Here is a 19894-nt window from a genome sequence, read left to right as displayed (position 1 = left end):
CGGTTGATTTTCGGGGGGGCAGTGGGTCGGCGCGCGCCACTCGTAGCGGCCGACGCCTTCCTCATCGGTCCAGAGCGGGACCGCTCGGCCGATGACGGAAGCTGCGGGGATGGGTCCGAAATATCGGCCGTCGAGGCTGTCGCGGACTTCCCAATTCATGAGGAAAAGCTGACCGTCGCCGATGACGCGGCAGCCCTGCCAGACGGGCAGATCGCGGCCGAAGTTGTCGCGCTCCAGCGCCTCGCCCATCTCGATCCCGTTCACCGTGATCGTGCGGCCAGCGCGGCAAACCCGCTGTCCGGGCAGGCCCAAGACGCGCTTCAAGAGCGGGACGCCGCGCGCGACGTAGCCGCGCTCGACCATGAAGGCGGTGAGCGGTTCAGGCGGCATGATGGCGACCAGCTCGGGCACATTGATCCGGTCGGCCGGCTCGACGGTGTAGAACCCGACTGGCGCGCTGGCGGTGGCGTTCCATATGAGTTTCGTCGGCGTCTCGACCGCGCTTGCGGCGGCGATGCCGATGACGGCGAGCATCGTCACCGTGAGGGTGCGGCGGCGCGTCATGGGTCGATCCTTCGGCGGTGAAGCCAAGCGGCATGTCGCTCGGGCGAGTAGGCGTGCGGCTCCAGATTGGCGGCCAAACGGTTGTGGACGTGCCGCCAATGCTTCGGCGAAGCGTCGGCCGGATCGAGGCCGAGCGCATCCACGGCGTCGATAGCGACAAGCGCGCGCTGCACCTTGGGCCAGCTATCGAGGCGCAACAGGATTTCGCCGCCGGGGCGCACGAACGGCAATGTCTGGAACGGCTCGCCGCGACCGATGGCGCGCACAATGTCGATGCGCGAAACGACAGTGCCATGGTCGCCGCTCGCCCATCGCACGAACGCAAAGATGCTGCCCGGCGCGAAGCCGACGACGCTGCGGCGACGGTCTATGATCTGCTCGTAGCTCTTGCGGCCGAAGCGTATCCAGTGCTCGACCTTGCGTTTCTCGAAGGTCAGCTCGACCAGTGTTGTGAAGGGCGCAGGCCCGTCCGGCAGCGGACGGCCGTGCGCGCTGCGATGGGCGCGACGGGTCATTGTTCGTCTCCGGCAATGTGCTGGTGGGGGCTGCACGGGCGCAGAGTGTCGAGCGGGGCCGTCATGGCTCGCCCCTTCGGGCAGAACCGGCACCACGCTTCGCCTGCGCGCGCGTCAAAGAAAAAGAGTTAGATTCTCTGTTAGATAAGTTAGCGGTCGGATTCCGCTTTTCAGGCCAAAGCGTTAGCTGCGGTTCGTGCGCCTGATCTGCCGATAGTGATGCGCCCGATGTGCCGATACCCCGTGCGCCTGATCTGCCGATGGCATTAACAGGGTTATCAACAGTGCCTGTTGACAGGTTTTCGGGGCGGATGCGCAGCAGCTCGCGGCCGTCTTCCCGCTCGATCTGGAGCAGGTAGCCGGGGAGCTGCTGGCGGGCCGCGATGCGGCGCAGGTCAAGCGCGAAGTCGGACGGCCGGGCGAGGCTGCCGGATTTCTGGTGAAGTTGCGCGACCTCGAAAATCCAGCCGTGGCGCTGGTGCCCGGCGTGTTTTCTGGCGACGCGGTAAAGCCAACGCTCGATGCCGCCAGTCAGCCGGAAATAGGCCGGGTCAATGGTCAGAACCAGCGAACGGTCGATGACGCTGTTGTAGAACCATTCGGGCAGGACGAACTCCATGCCCTCGACGCGCCCGGCGCGCGTGGTCATTTCCTCCCACTCGTTGATCCATGAGAATTGCCGGCGACGCCAATGCGGGCCGTTTCGGATGGTGGTGGCAATGACGGTCGATTGCAGCCGCGCCAGCGCGGCTTTCAGAAGCCGGTATTGGTGATTGCCGGTCGGCCGCCCGATGGCGCGCAACAGATGGTAAGGCGTAAACCGGACAAAGCGCGACGTGGTGAGGCCGTTGTTCTCGGCCGCGACGATCTGCGAGGCCGCCCATATCAGCACATCGGCGTCCCATATGGTCGCCATCCCGTGCTCGGGCATCCCGAACACCTGCACCTCTATGTCGGCAGCCTTGTAGAGAATCGGCTTGGTGCGCGGGGTCTTCGCCAGCGAGAAGAACGGCCGTTCCATCAAGTCGCGCTGGTCGCGCGGCGGCGCGTCGCCCGTTGCGACCACGAACGGGTCTAGGCGGCTGCGCTCGCTGTCCTCGGCCGGCTGCGCGGGGTCGTGATCGTCCTCGCGCAGCATCTAGCACTCGTTCCGTTCTTCGGGCGTGAGCGGACGCGCGGGAAAGACGGTGCCGGCGGTCTTGTCGCGGGTGGATTTGCGCTCGCCCGCCGCGCTCCAGTCTTCCAGATCGCGGACGGTGTAGAGGACGCGCCCGCCGACCTTGCGATAGGTGGGCCCGGTGCCGTAGGTGCGGTGTTTCTCAAGGGTGCGGATGGATATGCCGAGGAAGCGCGCAGCTTCCTTGGTGCGCAGCAGGCGCGGCGGCAGGCCCGCAAGCGGGTTGGGCATGGATCACCTCCAGTCGGGAATGGGCTGCCGGGGGCGGCAGCGGACTGTGGCGAACCATGGCGAGGGATCGGCGGCGCGTAGCGTGCCGCATTTGCGCCTATGCGCTGGCGGCACCCCCCTTGGGGCGGTGTGCGGCTAATAGGTGAGGGATTTCAGCGGCTCATTGCCTGCCGCGCTGAATAGGCGAAGACATTCGCACGCGGTTCGGCTAGGAATGTAGCCGGAACAGACGCGCTGTTCCGGGGCTTAGTAACCCCTGACTAGCGGTTGGTGTCGGCCGTGACGGCACCATGATCCTCGAACCTATGGTCGGGGAGCCTATGGCGTATGTCCAAGGCTTCTCGCCCAAAGGTCATAGGGCCGTCTAGTCACGGTTACTAACTCCCCGATCACCAGGTTGAGGGGCTATTTGCGGGGGCGCACCGCAAGCAAGGCCCTTTCCAGATGAAGGGGAAGGCTATGCGGGTTCCCGTCGAACTCGATCCCGATGTGGACGACGAAGCGCCGGCCGGCGACACCATCACCGACTATGACGAGCGGCATTTCGTGACCTACCTGCGCTTGCTGGACGCGAAGGCCGAGGGCGCAGACTGGAAGGAAGTCGCACGGATCGTGCTGCACCGTGATCCGGTCGCCGAGGAATTTCGGACCTATCGTTGCTGGCTAAGCCATCTCGACCGCGCGCAATGGCTCTCGCGTGATGGCTATCGGAAGATTCTGGAACAGGCAGCAGCTAATGAGTCCGGTGGCTGACGTGTGCTCTTCGGGGCTGCAACATCAGGTTAGCTCGCCGTGAGACATGAAACTGTGAACCCATGGATAGATGTTTTTGTAGGCCATGATATTCAGATGTGATGGCGATCACTCAGAAATCAGTCAAAATTCTCTGGTCAGCGGCTGGCGGTCGTTGCGCCTTTGCCGGCTGTTGGGAACGTCTATGCTATCATGAGGCAGAAGACGCCGCACCCTACACGCTGGGTGAGATGGCGCATATCTGCGGGGACAAGCCGGGGGCCAATCGTCATGATATGGGCCAGACGGACTCCCAGCGGGACGACTATCAAAACCTAATACTGCTCTGCCCAACGCATCACACGCTGATCGACCGCAAGGAAAATGAAGCCGTCTATACGGTAGAGATTCTGCATGCGATGAAGGCAGAGCACGAAGCACGGGTGCTCGAACGCTTAGATCAAGACCCCATGCCTACCAAGCAAGATATTGCCCGCGCAATTCTGCCGCTGTTGGAGGAGAACAGGCAGTCTTGGGCGCAGTATGGCCCGCTTTCTGAGCTAGCGCGAACGCAGCCTCACAATGAATCGGCGCATGCGGTGTGGATGTCGGAGCGTCTATCAGTAATAATTCCTAATAACCGGAAGATTGCAGTGCTGCTTGAAGAGCACCGATCTCTGTTCGACGCGGACGAACAGGGGGTGGTTGCGGCCTTCTTCCTGCATGCGCGCAGCTATGAACAATGGGTAGAGGATGCGATTCCGTACGCAGCGGTGAAACGCTTCCCTATGGAATTTGATGATCTCATTCGGGGGCTTGCCGATGGCGGCGCATAGCGAAACCTTTCCTTGGACCAGCCATTACGGCCACTACAATTACTTTGAGGGGCAGATGGGTCGCCATGGGAAGGTTGTCTCACTGACTCGTGAGGGCAATGGCGTCTATACATTGGAGAGAAGGCAAGGTGACACGCTCCGCGTGTTTATCTGTGAATGCTATGCGTTTGGAATCGCGGAATATATCGAAACTATCGAACAGCTTGGCGAGGTCAGTGCCGTAGTCATCAATTCCGCGTGGTGCGGATACTCCCCGGATGCGAAGCGGCACTGTCGCGATTCCAATGTCGGACTGTTCAAGATCGGGGAATTCATGGGCGCTTTACACCGCGATGATTACTGGCTCCACCTCACCGAAATGGAAGAGGAATACTTCCAGAAGCAAGGCTGGCTGTGACGCACAGCGTCACTATCTATGGTTTTGGATCGGCTTTTGACGAGGTGAAAGCACCTCGTGATGTTGATCTTTTAATAGTGCATCAAGGCACCGATCTCGCATCTTGCCAGTTAGCCATCGAGTGCAAGAGGCGACTCGCTGAATCCATAGATCGGGCACACATAACAATGCTTTCGGAAGCAGAAGAGGCACATTTTGAGTTCATTAAGACGGCGGGGGCAGTGCGTCTTGGGGCGATCCGTGAAGATTACTTCAACGTCGATTTAACGGCACTAGACGCTGAGCTTCATAAGTTAGGTGCGCGATAGGTCACGTCCTATCGTGGCGATTCGTCTCTCGCGGCCGGGGTCGACGCACCTTCCCCGGCGAGGAGTCCACGAATATCCCGCAGGATTGCGGCAGTCTCGCTGTCGGACGTGGCAAGCGCCTCAGTCAATTGGTCGTTGGCAACGGTCTGAGCGTTGCGCATGGTAGTAAGTTCAGACTGCATGGCTTCAAGCGCCGCTTGAACCTCGGCCCCATTGCTCGGTTCGCGGCGATATTCCGAATAGATGATCTGCGCGGCAGGCATAGCGACAGCAATGAATACCGCGACTACGCCGATCCAGATGGCGCGGGCTGCGGTGCGGTCATTGTCGGCTGCCGCTTTCTCGAATTTCTGGAGGAACTCAGCGGCAGCTCCTTGAAGTCCCGTGGCAATCTCGGCAGCGTCGGTGGCAATGACTTGCATCTGCTCGAAGCGCTCTTCTATCCGCTCAAGCCGCCTGTTGGTCTCAAAGATCGGGTTCGGCGGAATAGGAGGAAGCTCAGGAATGCGGGGTATTTCAGTTTCGTGCAGACGCATCGCATCAATGGCGCTTTTCTGTGCTCCAATCTGCTCAGCTAGGCGACCCAAAGATGAGTTCTCTCCAGCGATGCCGCCAAGGGTCTTCATGCGGGCTTCAAGATCACGCAATGGCCCGAGAGATGTTTCCATCGCTTTCTGTGCTGCGGTGACACTGTTCAACTGCGGTGTAAGTCTGTCCTGCAAGTCACGGAAGGGTTGTGTCTGGCGCTCTATACCCTCAATAGCCTTGCGAACCGTATCGTTCATAACAGGCGGTCGCTCGCCGCCGATCATGAGCTTGGAAATATCCAGACCTTTAGCGCGAGGGGTATCCTCCCCTTCGTCACCGTCACTGTTATCGTCATCCGCCATAAACGTCTTCTCCCGACAGCGCCGATGCTTTCTGAATATAGTTGCTCTGGCCTCACTTCGGAAGCTTGATTGGATAGTGGAGCAACAGGCGGTAGCCGCCGCGCATCATCCTGACGCCGTGGGCGACTAACCGGCGAGCCTTGTTTTTGCGCGGGTCACTCTCGAAATCCTCTTTGGTGCCGCGAAAGCCGAGCAAGACTTCGGCGATGGTGCGATAGCTCTCGCCATGCAGCCGGGCATCGAGCGCGCGTAGCGACAGTATATGCCATTGCCGGAGCTGGGCTGGGACCGCCCGGAAATCGGGACCGGGCGCACGGCCGTTAAGGGAACGCCAGAACCGGCGGACAGCGTGAGCACGAAGTTCCAGAAAGGAATCCATCGGCAGGGTCACGGCATAGAAGGCGGCCGCGTCCGGCATCGCCTCGGGTAGCCAGAACTGGTGCGCGACGCCATCCACATGCCATATGCCGTGCCAGCCGTCGGCAGCGCGGCGCAGGTCGAGGCCGTCGAGATGCGCCAACGTCATTGTCGGTTCGGTATCGTCGTCCTTGTGATCGACCGGCGACAACACCACGGCTTGCGGTTGAAGGCGCGGACTCCAGATCGGCGATTGCCTATCATGCGGCGCGTCCGGATCGCACGGGAAATCGCAACCCCCAGCGATGCGCGAACGCTTCAAGGGCGCGGGCAGCCGCCCTTCCGGTCGATGCGATGGTCTGGTAGTCCCGACGATATTCTTCGTTGCGGCGCAAATATTCCCAAGCGAAACCAGCGGCAGGGATGTGCTTTGTATGCCCGTATGCCGCCGGAGATCGCCAATCGATGCTGAGCATGGCGTCACCTCCCCAAGCCGGGATGCTGGGCAGCGCCCGGCAAAAAGAGGTTCAAGGATCACCGAAAATATAGAACCCGCTCAAAGCAGATACCTTGAGCGGCTAATCCGATAATTCTTTGGTGTTTTTAGCTTGGCGACAGCCGTAGCTTTCGAGATGCCTGCCTGTATGAGCACAGGCAGGCAGACATGATCTCATCTGCTTGAAAACACATGCACCTCGCCCTGCGCCGTCTCGATGGTGAATAGGTCGCCGCCGATCTCAGCGTCGCGCGCCATCGCCTGCCAATCGACATAGTAGCGTAGTGCCTCGGGGATCGTGACGCTCTCGGTGGTCAATTCCTCCATGTAGTCGGCGAGGCTGGCGAACTGACCATGATAGCAATCCTGCAAGGCGGTTTCGGCTTGGTCCATGTCGCCGCTGAACTGCTCCAACAGGCCCGCGCCTAGTGCGCCGTGTTCTGCGATGAAGGCGGCCATCCGCGCCACGCTGTCGATGCCCGCATATTCGGAGATGCTGACGCCCTCGAAGCCCTCATAGTCATGAATGGCGTATTCCTCCGCTTCCTCGACGGGAGAACGGGCAAGCATCGCGGCAATCTCGTCCCTGATCTGGTCCGCGTCCTGATCCGCGTCGATCCAAGCTCCATGCAGAAAACCGTTATTGTAAGCTGCAAGGCAGGCGACATAAATGCGGGGGCTGCTGTCGGATACGTTGGTCATATCTCTGATCCTCGGGTCTGAAGGTCAGCGAAGCGGAACGCCGCGCCTGACCTTCTGGCCGTCGCCGAGACCGGGTGTGCAAACGGAGTGAGGCTTCGCGGGGAACCGGCTGCACGGAGCGCGGCACGCGCGTAGGAAGCTGGGCGGAAGCCTCTCGAAGTGCGCCGAGGGCGGAGCCCTAAGTTCTATGAAAGGGTATAATTCAGTATTACGCTCGCAGGCTCATCTGGCTTGGCTCTCGATTCAGTCAAGCGAGCGTATCTTGCGAGAGAATATCCGCTTCTGGAAATAGTCCGAGCCCGCGAATATGCGCAATCGCCGCTGCGGGATCAGCGACGAAAAGGATAACGACCAAGTCTTGCCGCGCGCGTGTGCAGCAAACGTAGAAAAGTCTCCGCGTCCGCTCGACGCCTGTTTCGCCACCGTCCTGCAAAGTCTTTTTGTCTCGCGCAGAAAGCTCTTTCAATCCGAGGTATTTCTCGTAGGAGAATTGAAAGTGCGTGCCTTCCTCGTCATCGAGGACGACGAGCACACGATCGAACTCGGCCCCTTTCACGCCTTGTTGCGTGGAAAAAGGCGATTCGTCGTTAACGTAAGCCTGGTAGGGTCGAAGCTGCTTAGCCGGACAGGCTAGGAACGCGGCCATTGAATTGATCTCGTTTGAAAGGCCTTCCTCGCCTTCGTCTACGTTGTCATCGGCCTCGACGTCGGCCTCGTTCACAGCAACATCCTCAAGGTACGCGGACAGGCGCGGGTCGAACTCTACCAAGCGACTTTCCTTGGCAAGAGTCAGCACGTCACGAACGGTAGCCTGCGACTGAGGTCCCATCAGCTCACCGACCTGATTGCTCACCGCCTGAAGTTCATTGAGCCTCTCGGCGATGTTCACGCCTTGGAGGTTGGCCTTTTCTAGCAACGGTGAATGGAGCCGAAGCAGCCGCATCGTCTCGAAGTCTCGCCCGTCCCGAACAGCCTCCGCAAGCGGCAGTAGAAACGACACCAACGGGCGCAGCGGCCAGGCGGACGCGTCCAGAAAGCCATTCTTGAAGGCCTCAGGCGCCTTATCGTTGAGCGCCGCATACAGATCGCCGAACCCCAATCGCTTCGCTGCCATGCGATGCACGATCACCAACATTTTAACCGGGTCGTTCTCGTCGGCGGGCTGCCACAACTCGTCATCGTTTGCGTTCGCAATCCACGCCCGAACCTGCGCCACGCGTTCGTCGCGATGAGCATCTGTCGGCAAGACAAACAATCGCGCCGTTCCGATCACCGGCACTTCCTGATCACCGTTTTTTTTCTTTCGGCCACCAATCTGAACCAGATCGTCACCTTCACGCCGAATGGCGTTTGCGAGATTCAATATCGAGGTGGGCGAACGGAAATTTTCCGGCTTGGGGATCGCCCGCCAATCGTCGGGTTTGGGAACTGTGCCGATGCCGGTGGGATAGATGCGCTGCATCGGATCGCCGAAGAACCCGAGGCAGAAGCGGGCCTGCTCCTGCTGCTGGACCGCCATCAATGCTTCGACAATAATGGGAAAGGTATCTTGGCTCTCATCCACGAAAACAAACGGAAATTGTTGTGCGACGAGAGTTCGGAAAAGCGGCCGTTGAATCATCAACTGCGAAGCCATTTTGATAATGTCATCGTGGCCGAGGATACCTTTGGCGTAGTCAGTTCCTGTTCCATAAGTGAAGCTACGAACTTGAGTGATAGCCTCACGCTGCTGCTCGTAGCGCGTTATATCGTGGGCGTTCTTGTCTCGCGTTTTCTGCTGAACGCGTGGGCCAAAATTGGCGGCATCGTGCTGTAATTCTGTGATCCGCTCGTCGATCCTGTTTGCAACCCAAGCGGCGATATCTTGTTGGAAGCCGCGTGCGATCGACCAAAGAAAACTATGAATCGTGGAGACGTGGACGAGAGGATTGTTTCCCACGTCAGCCCAAATCTCTCCGGCGGCGATCTCTGTATAGGTTATGCAGGCCACGCGCTGCCTGCGTAGTCGCAAACGCTCGCCATGGATGGCAAGGATCGAGGCGAGCCCCTTGATCAGCGAAGTGGTTTTGCCCGACCCCGCGCCGGCGACCATGTTAAAACTGGTCGGCGGCTGAGATTCCAAGCACAGCCGAAGATCTACGTCGGCCTGTGTGTCAGGCTGTTGAGCGCGGCTACTCACCGACTACACCACCTTCCAGTTCGGCCTCAACTTCGAGATCGACCTGCGCCTTAAGCCAAACCAGACCGTCACGGATGTACGTCGGAACCTGCCACTCTTCCGGTCGGGCCGTAAGTACGCCAAGCGCGAACTTGGTCTTGTCGAATTTATCGCCGCTGACCCTCTTGTGAAGGCCGGCTGCCAACGCCGCCGGGTCCGCTAGTGCACCACGGAGGCGTAGCCCCAATTTCCTCTGCTCCGCGCTCTGGCACCATTCGGCGTTTTCCAACCCGAACGCTTCTTCCAACGTCCGACCTGCCAGCTCTACGTTCTGACCATTCCATGCGACTGGAACGGGCGTCTGATATGCCACGCGGACACGGGGCGTCACATCCGCCGGCGTTTCTTTCTCTTGCTCCGGTGCTGCGAAAAGCTCGTCGATCGACAGCTTGGCCGGAAGCCATTTCACGAGAGTCTGGTTGGAGGTGACTGCCCCGGCTACACCGGGCAAGCACTTTTTTCCGTAACGACGGGCGGGGGCAGGATCGGCGGCATCGCCAGCTTGGGCGGCCCGAGCATCACCACCGAGTAGTTCATCGACATCGTTGGCAGCGTCCACCTCAAGGGCCTCGACTTCGATCTCCAGCTCGTCATCGTCGTCATCATCGCCGTCATGATCAGCAGGCAACAAGGTAACACTGTCTACGTCGGTGATGATCAGCGTGACGATCCCGAGGAATTCGATCAGCGATTTGAATTTATGGCCGAAGGCACCGCCCACCTCCAGAATGCAAATGCAGGAGGATCGCAGCGATGTCGCCGCCTTTGATATCATGATCGGGAGCAGCAATCGCTCGACATTGCCCTCCACGAGCACAGCGGCGTCAGAGAAGAACAAATCGCAGTGGGTGAGTTTGAGATACCTTTGCAGGAAATCGCGGTGTTCGGTTTCCTGCGCATAGAACGCGGAGAGGTTGAGCACTTCAGTGACTTGATCGTTTCCGACCAAATCGCGCCGGAAGTAGCGGATCGGCTGAAAGCCACGCTCGTACAGGATGTGCGGCGAGTGGGTCGTAATGACCGCTTGTGTGGCGAATGATCCTCCCGCCTCGCCCGGAATGACGAGCAAGTCGAGTATGTTGCGAATGAAAACCTGCTGGAGCTGCGCGTGAAGGTGTGCTTCTGGCTCCTCGATGAATATGAGATGGAGAGGCGCACGCTTCTCCTCTTCGGCTTTCCAGCGCTCCTGAAGGTCGAGCACTTCGACCACCATATAGATCAGGTTTTTGAAGCCGAGGCCATTGTAGGTGTCGGGCAGCATGATCGTCTGCGCGGCTTCGCCCACGATGTAATGGACGCGCGCATCCTGCGTCATGATGGACGCGGGGTTCAGGGCCGACTTGATTTCGAGCCTTGGGTTATTGAGGCCGGGATAACCCAAACGCCCCAACCGCTCCAATGTACCTTTAAAAACCTCCGCGAGATGCTTGTCGAGGCCCACCTCAGACTCGAATAGCGCTTTGAGCGCCTGATGATCGTCCTGACGTTGATCGAGATTGCGTTGATAGAAGCGACTCAGACGCTTCGACAAATCCTCCGAACGGCCGCTTCCGGAAGCAGTTGAAGGGTCCGCAAGGTGCCGCTGTGCATTGAGAAAATCTACCTTGATGAGCGATTTTAGTACAGCACTGCCGCCGGGCTCGTTCCCCAACGGCAGCGGCTGATACCCCTCCACCGCCTGAAACTTCGCATCAAATTGCCTGTGGTCGAGGACGTAATATCGCAGCTCATACTCGTGTCTCAGTTCTTTAAGCAGGTAAGCCGATAGCGATTTTGGCCAAGGCACATAATCGCCTGCGCCGCCGACCAGCGCCGCCGCTTTGGCCCGACCATCGTCGCGAGCGGTGCGATAACGCTGGATCAATTCCGTGATGTTTCTGGGCGCGAGTTCGACGCGGACGCCCACAAGCGTCCCGGCCCAAGCGGTCGAGGGCAGAATGGGGATGACAAGATAGAGGTCTTCGGCTCCCACCTCGAACCAAAGATCGAGCGAGACGGTCGGAAACTCAGCCTCGGCGATGTCGCCCTCTCGTTCGCCGATCTCATCAAGCAGCGGCCAAGCGTGCGAGCTGAAATCATACAGCGAGAAAGCGTCTTTGCCACCCGAGAGAAACATCTGCATAGCCTGCGTCGCGGAGGTTTTTCCGCTATTATTCGCCCCAACGAAAATGGAGATGTCGGACGCAAGCTCGACATGCACGTCCCGAAGCCGCCGGAAATTTCTCAGTCGATAGGAATGTAGGTGCATCGTGTTCCCCCACCACGAAGTCTAACGGATGATAACCCACGTCGGAATCTTAATTGCACGCCGTTGTGGCGCTGTATTGTAAGAATTCAAAGGGATTACTGCAAGCAGCGCGTATCCCTCGCGGCTCGGTAACTACACCATCTGACAAATTCTGTTCAGTCAGAGATACGCAGGTAGCTTCGCCTTCCATTCGCTCATCAGGATCAAGGTGCCTCCGACGGTCTCGCCGTGTTTGACCAGTTCCAATTCGCCGACCGGCGTTGCTTCGTCCCATTCAAAATGCTCCGAGAGGAACGACAGCGCCTCGCGCTTGTAGGCCGTGTCGAGGTTGTCGAGCTGGTCGCCCTTGGTTTCCAGCACCGTGATCCGCTTCGCTTCGCCATCGCGCTGCACGGCGAAGATGAAATCCGGATAAATTTTGGCCTTCTTCCATCCCTGAATGCCGTATTGCGTCCGCGCGACATTGCGGTGCCACCAGGCCAGCGTCTTTTCGCCGTCGAGATAGACCGCCACATCCCGCTCGTCGCTGTTCAGCTCGTTCTCGTAGACCGGCGCGAAAAGACTCTTTTCGAGCGGGCCGCCCGCGCGGTTCAGGAGCTGGCGCGCGTTCTCCGGTTCCGTCGTTTCGATGCTGAACGGCATTCGCCAGTTGCGGCCATCGAGCCGCAAGCGAAACTGGATGCGTCCCGCCGCTACCTCAGCCTTGAACAGCGCTTCGGCGCGCGCGTTCCGCGCCGCTTCGAGGCCCTTGCGCAGCTCTTCCACGATCAGGCTAGCGAGCAGGCCGAGCTTCGCGTCATCGAAGCCCCGCGCCCGCAGGGCCGCAACCGTCGCGCCGACAATCTCGCGGCCGACGAAGGGATTCGGCACGATGTCGGAAATCATCCGGACGGCATGCGCCGGATCGAAGGCGAGGATTTCCGCGTTGGCGGCGACAGTCTCGCCGACGAACAATTCGTCGCCGTCCTCGGCAAGCCTGATCCGTTGGATCTGACTTTCCGCCGCTTGTGCGTTTTCCGGCACCCGATCCGCGATGTCCCTCGGATCGAAACCCCGCCAGTCGAGCGCGGAGAGCACATCGGTCTCGTAGTCCAGCTCGCGTGCTCCTCCGCTTTCCACCACCATCACTTTGGGCAGGTAGATTTCCGTGGAAGCGAAAGCCGGGCGGCGCGTGATCGTGCGAGCAGCTTTGCCTGACCCGCTCTTGTCGTCTTGCGTCACGCGCAGGACCAGATCGCCAAGGCCGTCCTGTTCGAGGCCATCTTTAATGGCATCGACGACAGTGGCAGTACCGGCATGATGCGTGATAACGTGGCACTCGTCGAGCGCTTCAGCGCCTGTCTTGAGCGCGCCTGGCTGCCGAAGAATACGGCCGACAAGCTGGGTCATGGCTTTTAGGTCGGCGCTGGCCGCAAGACTGCACAACACATAGGCGAAGGGGCAATCCCAACCTTCTTGCAACGCCTGTTTCGTGATGATCGCCCGCACCCGGTTGGTGGGCGAGAGCAGGTCCTGATTCTCGGGATCGTTGAGGTCGTTTTGCTGGGCGGTTTTAATCGCGATTTCCGCCTGGTCGAAACCCGCCGTCAGGAGCCAGTCTTTTACATCTTCTGCATGGATATGGCCGCTTTCGCGCTGATCCGCGCCCGTGCGCTCGACCTGGATCAGCATGATTGGGCGAATATAGCGGCCCGTATCGGCCCGCAATTGCCGGGCTTCGGCATCGAGCGCGTTGAGCTTGGCAAGCGCCGCGTTCAGCGTCGCCTTCCAGTCATTGCCCTGCCGGGGATCGAGGTTGAGCGGCATCTTTATCATGCCCTCACGGTCCAGCTCGCGCCCCGTCACTTCCACCAGCACATTGGCATAGCGGCCTTCGCGCGGATTGCGGCCGCCACGCGGCTGCACATCCTGCGGCGTAGCGGTCAGCTCCAGCACGAAACAGGGGTTGAATCCGTAGAGCGTGCCGAAGGCGAGATCGGAAATGGCGCGGTGGCCCTCATCCATCACGACCACGGGCCGGATGATCCGAAGGGCGTTCCCGAGGGAGTCCTTCACCATCGGGAACATGCCCGTATAGGCGGAGAGGTTCGGCGTGCGGTCGATGACGGCCTGATGCGCCTGTTGTTCGCCTTCGGGCGGGAAGAAGCCATGCACGTCGCCCCGGTCCTGAAACATTTTCAGGGAATCCTGCGTCTCGCGGTTCGCGGATTGCAGCATCAGCAGCATGATGCAGAGATTGCTTTCCACGTCCCGCGCATCGAGCCGGTCAGTTTTCTCCATGATCTTCACACGCCCCGCCGCCGCGCGTTCAAGCGCCTGGCGATAGGGGTGCTGGCGATCCTTCAGATGCTTGAGCGTCTGCGTATAAATCGCCTCGTTCGGCACGATCCACAGGACGAAGCCGGTGTTGCGGTCGAGATAGCGGCCCATCACCCGCGACACCGCAGAGACGGCGAGCCAAGTCTTGCCACCGCCGGTAGGCACTTTCAGCACGGCGTTGGGCACTGGCCGCTCGCAGCCGTCCATGCGCGGCGAGAACGGAATAGCCGCGCGCGAAGCGGGCAGCTTGTTCGCAGCCTTCATCGCTTCCCAAGCGTCCTTCGCAAAATCCGGAATGGCGAGGCCAAGGTCAGGGTCTTGTTCGGCGAGCGCTGCCACCTTGTCTGCGCGTGCTTTCTTCTCCTTCAAAAGGTCGAGATAGGCATCGAGCGTAGAGAGCACGCGGTCCTGATAATCGAGCTGGCGAAACATGGCGTCAGCTCCGGTCTATGCGGTAAAGCGCGAAGGGCAGCGGCACGAACTCCACAGGGATGTTCTGTTCCGCCAGCATCTTCTGGCTCACGAAACGCGCCGGGGCGAAGACAAGGTGCCGCTTGTCCGGATCGGAGGCGGCGAATGCCTTGGCGCGCGCCAGCGTCAGGGCCGCTTCCGGCGATTTCAGCCAGTCGAGATCGGGCTTGTAGATCAGCCAGACATGCTGGCCTTCTATGGCACCGAGATAGAAATCATCCTCCCGCACGGCTGCGGGATCGAGCGCGCGATTGGTCGCCATGTGGAACAGTGCCGCGCCGAGACCGGCATAGGGCGGCAGGGTTTCACCGCTCAGCACCTTATCCAGCTCCACGGGATCGCCGAGAGTGCAATAGGTGAAGGTGCCGCCGAGGCCTGTTTTATACTCATCGTCCTTTGAAGTCGGAACGCCCTGTATAAGGCGGCGAACACGCTCTGCCGTCAGTTCGTCGGCATAATCTTCCATTTCGACAAGGATAAACTTCCGATTTCCGCCATCCCTCTCGTTCAGTTTCATGACCGCCTGCGCCGTCGTTCCGGAGCCAGCAAATGAGTCGAGAACGACAGTATCCGGGCCAGCGGTGTATGAAAGAAGCCACTCAATAAGCGTGTAGGTCTTTGGATTCTTGAAGGCTTGCTTCGACTCTGGGAAAATCTTTTTCAGCTCATTCGCGCCGCGCCGACCATCTATTTCAATGATCCCCGGCATCTTCTCCTTGTAGTCCTTCACGTAGGTCTTGAGGCGGATGAGCTGATCGGGATCGTCGCTGAAAATGATGCGATCCTGCGCAAGCAACTCGTCGCGGGTGTCTTCAGGAAAGCGGTATCCCATGAGCGGTTGCGGCACCAGTTTCTGGGTCTTGGGATTCATTAAATCCCAGCGATAACCCTCACGGCCCGGGTTGTGGACGCTTCGCGAGGCAGTGAAAATCCCGCCCCGGTCGATCTGATTATACTCCTGCAAGGGGCCGAGTTGCGGCTTATGCAGTCTGAACCATTCCGTATATTGTGATGAAAGCTCATCATCGCTTAAGTTGGCGGCCAAAAGCTCCTGTTCCTTCGCAAGAAGGCAATCTTTCAGGTCCGACCACGGAGAACTCCAGATAGGTGCAACGCCATCCCGCTCCAAACAAAAGACATGAACATACTCATGTTCAATTGCGATATTCGTTGGATTATTATCTGTCGCATTCTTCCAGATAATGGTGCCAAGATGAGGGTTGCTTTTCGGATTGTTATTGTCGCCAAATGTAGCGTGCAGAAGATGCTTGAACAGAGCGACCTCGTTATCGTCGATGCTCGCAAAAATGACTGCCCCCGGCTTCATGAGGTCGCGTAAGAGCTGAAGGCGCGGCCACATCATGCACGCCCACTTGTCATGCCGAAGCGTATCATCGACGGTGATCGGATTGCTATCGAGCCATTCCTGAATCACCGGCGAATTGACTTTATCGTTATATGACCAATCGCTCTTGCCGGTATTGTAGGGCGGGTCGATATACACGCAATCTACCTTGCCCGCATAAAGCGGCAGGAGCGCCTTCAGCGCGTGCAGATTGTCGCCGTGAATGACGAGATTGCCGTCAAGCGCAACCGGGCCGATACCCTTGCTTTCATCGTGCACAAGCGGACGGAAGGGCACCGCCAGATGGTGGTTATAGACAAACTCTTTACCCTTGAAACTCAGCTCCGTCATGCTCGACCCTTCGTATTCATTCCTGTGTATCGCTCGACCTTGATCTCGGCTTCCCGCCTGCGGGCCTGCGCAATGTCGTAGCTGTTCTGCATGCGCATCAGCGTCTCCATCGAGACGCCGAACGCTTTTTCAATCCGGATCGCCATTTCCGGCGACAGGTGCGCACGCTCGTTCAGAAGCGCTGACAAGGCCGGCCGCGTAACGCCAAGCGCGTCTGCCGCATCCGTTACGGACAAGCCGAGCGGTTTCAAGACCTCTTGCTTCACGAAGCCACCCGGATGGGCGGGCGTCTTCAGCCGAAGGTCATCCTCATCGGTCATCGCGCGCCGCCCGTTGAATGTTCATCGATTCGGATGCAGCGTATCGGACGTAACGTTTCCTGTAAAGTGACGCTTTACGGAACATGGCGGTGCCAAGCACCTATTTTCGGGCGCGAAAGCAGGCCAAAAGCCCGCCTCCAAAAAACCATTGTGACAGAGACCACAAAATCGGACCCGAAAACGGCCCTCTAAGTCATTGATTTAAAACAATCCTGAACACATCGTTGAAAAACGAGGCAGTGAAGGTAGTTGAATTAATAAATTAAGTAGTGTGACATGCCTTATGACCAGCGTTGCGCAGTACCTTTCCGAGCATGGTCCCTCACGTTCCTCACGGATCGTTGAGGCATTTGTCGCATCTGGTTTATCCGCAGAGGCAGCGCGTCAACGCGTATCGCGAGCCAAGCCGCCGGTCCGCAGCTTTCCTGTTCCGCTCCTGCCTAAACGCGAGGCGTTCCTCTATCTGGAGAAGGACCGTAACGGCGAACGGTTCTGGCAAAATTTCCTGCGCGATCTCCGCGAAACCAATTCGATTACGGCGGCGGCTATCGACGGCGTGATCGCTCGGGGCGGCATAATTCCTGTCGAGCAATTCGCGGTTGTAAGCGGTGCGACGGTCAGGCCTAAGACCGGGCAAGTCCCGGCTGATACGGTCGCCAGCCGTCTCATAAAGTCCGACTTCCTCAAGGAATTCCACGACCCGGAATATGGCAGCTGTTTCCACACGGCTCCGAGCTTGGCCATGGGCACACCCGCTGCCATGCGGGCGCGGGACATTACGGAACGTGTCTTGCTGGATGGCCTGCGCGAATGGTGCCGAAAAATTGGCCTCGCGAGCTACAACGCTATCCGCATCCGGGGCGACGAAGACTTGAAGCCGATCGGGCCTTTCGCATTCGATCTTGCCGGGCCGAGCTATCTCCTACCGTTGCAGGGATCGGCAAGCAAACCGGGTTTCGTTGTGGCGGACGTTTTCGCCGAAGGCATTTTGACCGTCCATGAGATTCAGTTCTTCATCCGCAAAGCTCGCGTTCTCAAAGCCAGCTTCAAGGATATCGGCATTCTGTCGATCATCGTCGCGGAAGGCTTCACGGGCGAAGCAATGACCGCAGGACATGCGGCGGGCGTTATGCTGGCAACCCCCAATGACCTGTTCGGGAGGCGTGTCGGGGAGGCAATCGCCTCGCTCTGCGAAGTGCTCAAGAATGCCGCGAAATATGCGTCATCGAGCCCCGAACGCCTCACCATGCTGTTGAACAACCTGTTTGATATCGAAGGACGCAACAAGAACCTTCGGGGCATCCTGTTTGAGATGGTGGCGGGCTATCTTGCAAGGCGCACAGCCATGACGATGGATATGGGCGTCACCGCTAAAGACCCGAGCACCGGCAAGACAGCGGATATCGACGTTCAGACGATCACCAACCAGAACGCAATCGTCACGGCCATTGAATGCAAAGGTAAGGAGCCGGGCGGTGTGTTGAGTCTGGCAGAGGTGGAGGAATGGCTCGCGAAGATTCCCACATTCCGCGCTCATTACGCTCAGCACGGGTATTTACGCGAGGCAAAGCAGCGCTTCGAAATCTGGACGAGTGGCAGCATCGCACCTGATGCGCTGGCGAAACTGAAAGAGGAACAGGTCCGCCGCGTAAAGGCGAAGATCGACTGGAAGGACGGCGATTCGGTTCTGGCGCTGGCGAGGGCGGGCAAAGAGAAGGCCCTTGCCGACGCTCTCAACCAGCATTTCTTCCGTCACCCGCTTGCCGAAGTCGCCAAGCAATTCGAAGCCGACGAGGCCGCAGGAAAAGTGCAGTCATGGATGGCTCCTACGAAATCTAAACCGCCTGAGTTCAAAGGTCCTGCGATTGAAGTCGTCTCGTGGGATGACGAGTTGGACGCCGCCGAGTGACCTAGCGCCCAACATCCGAATTGCCGCCGATAGCCACATAAATTCCGCTGAAAATCGCTGGCTGCCGCAAAATCATGGATGCCTGAACAAACTGCTGGCCCGAAGCGAACGCGCTATTCGTTGCGCTGTGGAGAGCCGCTAGTGACAAATTCCCGGCGCTGTAGCGCCGGGTCCGTAGAAACACATGGTGAAAACGAATAGACCGGAACCCATTGTAATACCATTCGTCTCCGGTCAATTCCCGAACCCTGATTTATAGGGCTATGGAGTAAACGTAGTTCTCATCATCACCCGGCGCGGCGCGCCAAATACCGCCGATTGCCCTCTATTACCGCCGATAACCGCCGATACGTCGCCTGCGCAAAGAGTGTGAGACGGTCCTTGCGCCAAAAAGCGTAGAAACGGCGGTGTTTGGCGGTCAGAAAGTTCGAATCGCTTCCGGTCGATTGGTAGATTTCAACCCTGCGCAGATTTGGCTTATGTGGCCTTAAACAACCGCTATGCGCCCCATTCCAGTCGTTCGATCTTGGGGTTGAACCCCCGAAAGCAGACAACGCCGGCAAAGTGCTCGCATTGAATTACGTCAATCCGGGCGTTCTGGCACTCCTATTCGCCATGCAGGATCAAACCCGTCTCTCCATGACACTAACGCCTTGTGGGCGTAATGGGCTGTGCGTCTGTTCAGTGCCGCAACGGTGGTTGCACTCGCCCTGACGTATCGCACCGGCTTTTCGAACCGCGTCATAGGGTGATGCAAGATGATCGTATGCCGCGGCGAAAGCGGCATCACTACCTCGATGCCCGGATCCGCCAGCGAACTCTTGTGAGCTAGGAAGCTATGCCTAGGCACCGTTGGATCGAACCAAGTTACGGGACTGTCCGAGGTAATGAAGCCCGGCTCAACGGAGCACATAATAGTCATCGTCATTTCACTGAGCGTGGGCAAGCCATCCATCATAGCTCCAGGCAGCAAAAACTGCATGGGCGACTCCACCACTTTTCGAAGGTTGCGCAGTTCCGCCTCAGCATTTGCGGTTGAGCCCAGAGCGACGGTCTTCGCCTCAGCTGCATCCAAGGCCTGCCGCCAAAGCATCCGCTGGATCTCTCTCGCTTCAGGCGTGCGCCCGCGCATAGCTGCGATGAAGGCTATCAACTGCGATTGCCGAAGCCGAGGTAACTGGCGGTGGCCGGCCACAAAGTCTGTGATGAGTGTCTTTAGCCCCTGCTCAAGTTTCGCCAGCTCAAACTCTATCCTCAGATCCCGGGAACCATCGGGCCTGAAGATCGTGTAGATGTCAGTCTCGGTGAACAGGTTTTGGGGTGCTCGTTTGCGGCCGACGCCGCCACTAGGATCAAAGGTCCACACAAATGGCTGCATTCCTGCCGGCGTATTCGGATCGCACCAGGCGGAAAGGTAGCTCCTTGGGATATAATGCTGCGATTTGTGATTACGGGACTTAGGCACAGGCCGTCACCATGAGCTCACCTCATACTGGCGTTGCCTATGA

At 58.8% G+C, this 19894-nt stretch carries 18 protein-coding genes and 1 pseudogene; 5 read left to right on the top strand and 14 right to left on the bottom strand.

Annotated elements, in window-relative coordinates:
• Positions 1-21: 21 nt before the first annotated feature.
• The 4 genes and pseudogenes from AC6R2M_RS03830 to AC6R2M_RS03815 all read right to left on the bottom strand — a co-directional run.
• Positions 22-564, bottom strand: a pseudogene (locus AC6R2M_RS03830) (S26 family signal peptidase); the annotation flags it as partial.
• On the bottom strand, positions 561-1079 hold the full coding sequence (locus tag AC6R2M_RS03825; RefSeq protein ID WP_500485651.1) for a DUF2840 domain-containing protein: 519 nt from the start codon (positions 1077-1079) through the stop codon (positions 561-563). The pseudogene AC6R2M_RS03830 and the gene AC6R2M_RS03825, both read right to left, overlap by 4 nt.
• Before the next feature lie 61 nt (positions 1080-1140).
• Positions 1141-2217 (bottom strand): replication initiator protein A, encoded by a 1077-nt coding sequence (locus tag AC6R2M_RS03820; RefSeq protein WP_500485649.1) that lies wholly within the window; start codon positions 2215-2217, stop codon positions 1141-1143.
• Positions 2218-2487, bottom strand: coding sequence for a helix-turn-helix transcriptional regulator (locus AC6R2M_RS03815; RefSeq protein ID WP_500485647.1), 270 nt, complete (start codon positions 2485-2487; stop codon positions 2218-2220).
• Between the two features lie 459 nt (positions 2488-2946).
• On the opposite strand from AC6R2M_RS03815, the gene AC6R2M_RS03810 reads away from it, so the two are divergent.
• The 4 genes from AC6R2M_RS03810 to AC6R2M_RS03795 all read left to right on the top strand — a co-directional run bounded on the left by AC6R2M_RS03810 (position 2947) and on the right by AC6R2M_RS03795 (position 4760).
• A complete protein-coding gene (locus AC6R2M_RS03810; RefSeq protein ID WP_500485645.1) occupies positions 2947-3240 on the top strand; it encodes a DNA -binding domain-containing protein in 294 nt (97 codons plus the stop codon).
• A gap of 101 nt (positions 3241-3341) precedes the next feature.
• A complete protein-coding gene (locus tag AC6R2M_RS03805; protein WP_500485643.1) occupies positions 3342-4055 on the top strand; it encodes an HNH endonuclease in 714 nt (237 codons plus the stop codon).
• Positions 4042-4452 carry a hypothetical protein gene (locus tag AC6R2M_RS03800; protein WP_500485641.1) on the top strand — a complete coding sequence of 137 codons (411 nt, stop codon included), beginning with the start codon at positions 4042-4044 and terminating at the stop codon, positions 4450-4452. The genes AC6R2M_RS03805 and AC6R2M_RS03800 overlap by 14 nt, the downstream gene beginning before the upstream one ends.
• A complete protein-coding gene (locus AC6R2M_RS03795; RefSeq protein ID WP_500485639.1) occupies positions 4449-4760 on the top strand; it encodes a hypothetical protein in 312 nt (103 codons plus the stop codon). The genes AC6R2M_RS03800 and AC6R2M_RS03795 overlap by 4 nt, the downstream gene beginning before the upstream one ends.
• 8 nt (positions 4761-4768) lie before the next feature.
• On the opposite strand, the gene AC6R2M_RS03790 is transcribed toward AC6R2M_RS03795, so the two are convergent.
• The 9 genes from AC6R2M_RS03790 to AC6R2M_RS03750 all read right to left on the bottom strand — a co-directional run bounded on the left by AC6R2M_RS03790 (position 4769) and on the right by AC6R2M_RS03750 (position 16477).
• Positions 4769-5650 (bottom strand): hypothetical protein, encoded by an 882-nt coding sequence (locus AC6R2M_RS03790; RefSeq protein WP_500485637.1) that lies wholly within the window; start codon positions 5648-5650, stop codon positions 4769-4771.
• 52 nt (positions 5651-5702) lie between these two features.
• The gene (locus AC6R2M_RS03785) at positions 5703-6221 is read right to left on the bottom strand and encodes a DUF2285 domain-containing protein (protein ID WP_500485635.1); all 519 of its coding nucleotides are present in this window, start codon (positions 6219-6221) and stop codon (positions 5703-5705) included.
• Between the two features lie 46 nt (positions 6222-6267).
• Positions 6268-6483, bottom strand: coding sequence for a transcriptional regulator domain-containing protein (locus tag AC6R2M_RS03780; protein ID WP_081650884.1), 216 nt, complete (start codon positions 6481-6483; stop codon positions 6268-6270).
• A 194-nt stretch (positions 6484-6677) separates the two neighbouring features.
• Positions 6678-7205, bottom strand: coding sequence for an antirestriction protein ArdA (locus tag AC6R2M_RS03775; protein ID WP_090616923.1), 528 nt, complete (start codon positions 7203-7205; stop codon positions 6678-6680).
• A 247-nt stretch (positions 7206-7452) separates the two neighbouring features.
• A complete protein-coding gene (locus AC6R2M_RS03770; protein ID WP_500485632.1) occupies positions 7453-9297 on the bottom strand; it encodes a UvrD-helicase domain-containing protein in 1845 nt (614 codons plus the stop codon).
• Between the two features lie 79 nt (positions 9298-9376).
• A complete protein-coding gene (locus AC6R2M_RS03765; RefSeq protein WP_500485630.1) occupies positions 9377-11671 on the bottom strand; it encodes an ATP-dependent nuclease in 2295 nt (764 codons plus the stop codon).
• A gap of 159 nt (positions 11672-11830) precedes the next feature.
• A complete protein-coding gene (locus tag AC6R2M_RS03760; RefSeq protein WP_500485628.1) occupies positions 11831-14422 on the bottom strand; it encodes a DEAD/DEAH box helicase in 2592 nt (863 codons plus the stop codon).
• A gap of 4 nt (positions 14423-14426) precedes the next feature.
• Positions 14427-16157, bottom strand: a complete 1731-nt coding sequence (locus AC6R2M_RS03755; RefSeq protein ID WP_500485626.1) for a site-specific DNA-methyltransferase — start codon at positions 16155-16157, stop codon at positions 14427-14429.
• A complete protein-coding gene (locus AC6R2M_RS03750; RefSeq protein WP_024353467.1) occupies positions 16154-16477 on the bottom strand; it encodes a HigA family addiction module antitoxin in 324 nt (107 codons plus the stop codon). The genes AC6R2M_RS03755 and AC6R2M_RS03750 overlap by 4 nt, the downstream gene beginning before the upstream one ends.
• Before the next feature lie 283 nt (positions 16478-16760).
• Between AC6R2M_RS03750 and AC6R2M_RS03745 the strand changes: the two genes are divergently transcribed.
• Positions 16761-18386, top strand: coding sequence for a hypothetical protein (locus tag AC6R2M_RS03745; protein WP_500485623.1), 1626 nt, complete (start codon positions 16761-16763; stop codon positions 18384-18386).
• A gap of 583 nt (positions 18387-18969) precedes the next feature.
• Here the strand turns inward: AC6R2M_RS03745 and AC6R2M_RS03740 are convergent.
• Entirely contained in the window at positions 18970-19851 is an 882-nt protein-coding gene (locus AC6R2M_RS03740) for a DUF4238 domain-containing protein (protein ID WP_500485621.1), read from the bottom strand.
• Positions 19852-19894 lie beyond the last annotated feature (43 nt).

Source organism: Aureimonas sp. CAS (genome assembly GCF_059838215.1).
This window is presented reverse-complemented; position numbering and strand designations above follow the sequence as displayed.

Excerpts from the sequence above, each read along its gene's own strand:
- AC6R2M_RS03770 (WP_500485632.1), bottom strand. The coding sequence starts at position 9,297 with ATGGTCGCCGGCGCGGGGTCGGGCAAAACCACTTCGCTGATCAAGGGG.
- AC6R2M_RS03790 (WP_500485637.1), bottom strand. The coding sequence starts at position 5,650 with ATGGCGGATGACGATAACAGTGACGGTGACGAAGGGGAGGATACCCCT.
- AC6R2M_RS03815 (WP_500485647.1), bottom strand. The coding sequence starts at position 2,487 with ATGCCCAACCCGCTTGCGGGCCTGCCGCCGCGCCTGCTGCGCACCAAG.
- AC6R2M_RS03780 (WP_081650884.1), bottom strand. The coding sequence starts at position 6,483 with ATGCTCAGCATCGATTGGCGATCTCCGGCGGCATACGGGCATACAAAG.
- AC6R2M_RS03810 (WP_500485645.1), top strand. The coding sequence starts at position 2,947 with ATGCGGGTTCCCGTCGAACTCGATCCCGATGTGGACGACGAAGCGCCG.
- AC6R2M_RS03745 (WP_500485623.1), top strand. The coding sequence starts at position 16,761 with ATGACCAGCGTTGCGCAGTACCTTTCCGAGCATGGTCCCTCACGTTCC.
- AC6R2M_RS03820 (WP_500485649.1), bottom strand. The coding sequence starts at position 2,217 with ATGCTGCGCGAGGACGATCACGACCCCGCGCAGCCGGCCGAGGACAGC.
- AC6R2M_RS03800 (WP_500485641.1), top strand. The coding sequence starts at position 4,042 with ATGGCGGCGCATAGCGAAACCTTTCCTTGGACCAGCCATTACGGCCAC.
- AC6R2M_RS03765 (WP_500485630.1), bottom strand. The coding sequence starts at position 11,671 with ATGCACCTACATTCCTATCGACTGAGAAATTTCCGGCGGCTTCGGGAC.
- AC6R2M_RS03825 (WP_500485651.1), bottom strand. The coding sequence starts at position 1,079 with ATGACCCGTCGCGCCCATCGCAGCGCGCACGGCCGTCCGCTGCCGGAC.
- AC6R2M_RS03805 (WP_500485643.1), top strand. The coding sequence starts at position 3,342 with ATGGCGATCACTCAGAAATCAGTCAAAATTCTCTGGTCAGCGGCTGGC.
- AC6R2M_RS03760 (WP_500485628.1), bottom strand. The coding sequence starts at position 14,422 with ATGTTTCGCCAGCTCGATTATCAGGACCGCGTGCTCTCTACGCTCGAT.
- AC6R2M_RS03750 (WP_024353467.1), bottom strand. The coding sequence starts at position 16,477 with ATGACCGATGAGGATGACCTTCGGCTGAAGACGCCCGCCCATCCGGGT.
- AC6R2M_RS03755 (WP_500485626.1), bottom strand. The coding sequence starts at position 16,157 with ATGACGGAGCTGAGTTTCAAGGGTAAAGAGTTTGTCTATAACCACCAT.
- AC6R2M_RS03775 (WP_090616923.1), bottom strand. The coding sequence starts at position 7,205 with ATGACCAACGTATCCGACAGCAGCCCCCGCATTTATGTCGCCTGCCTT.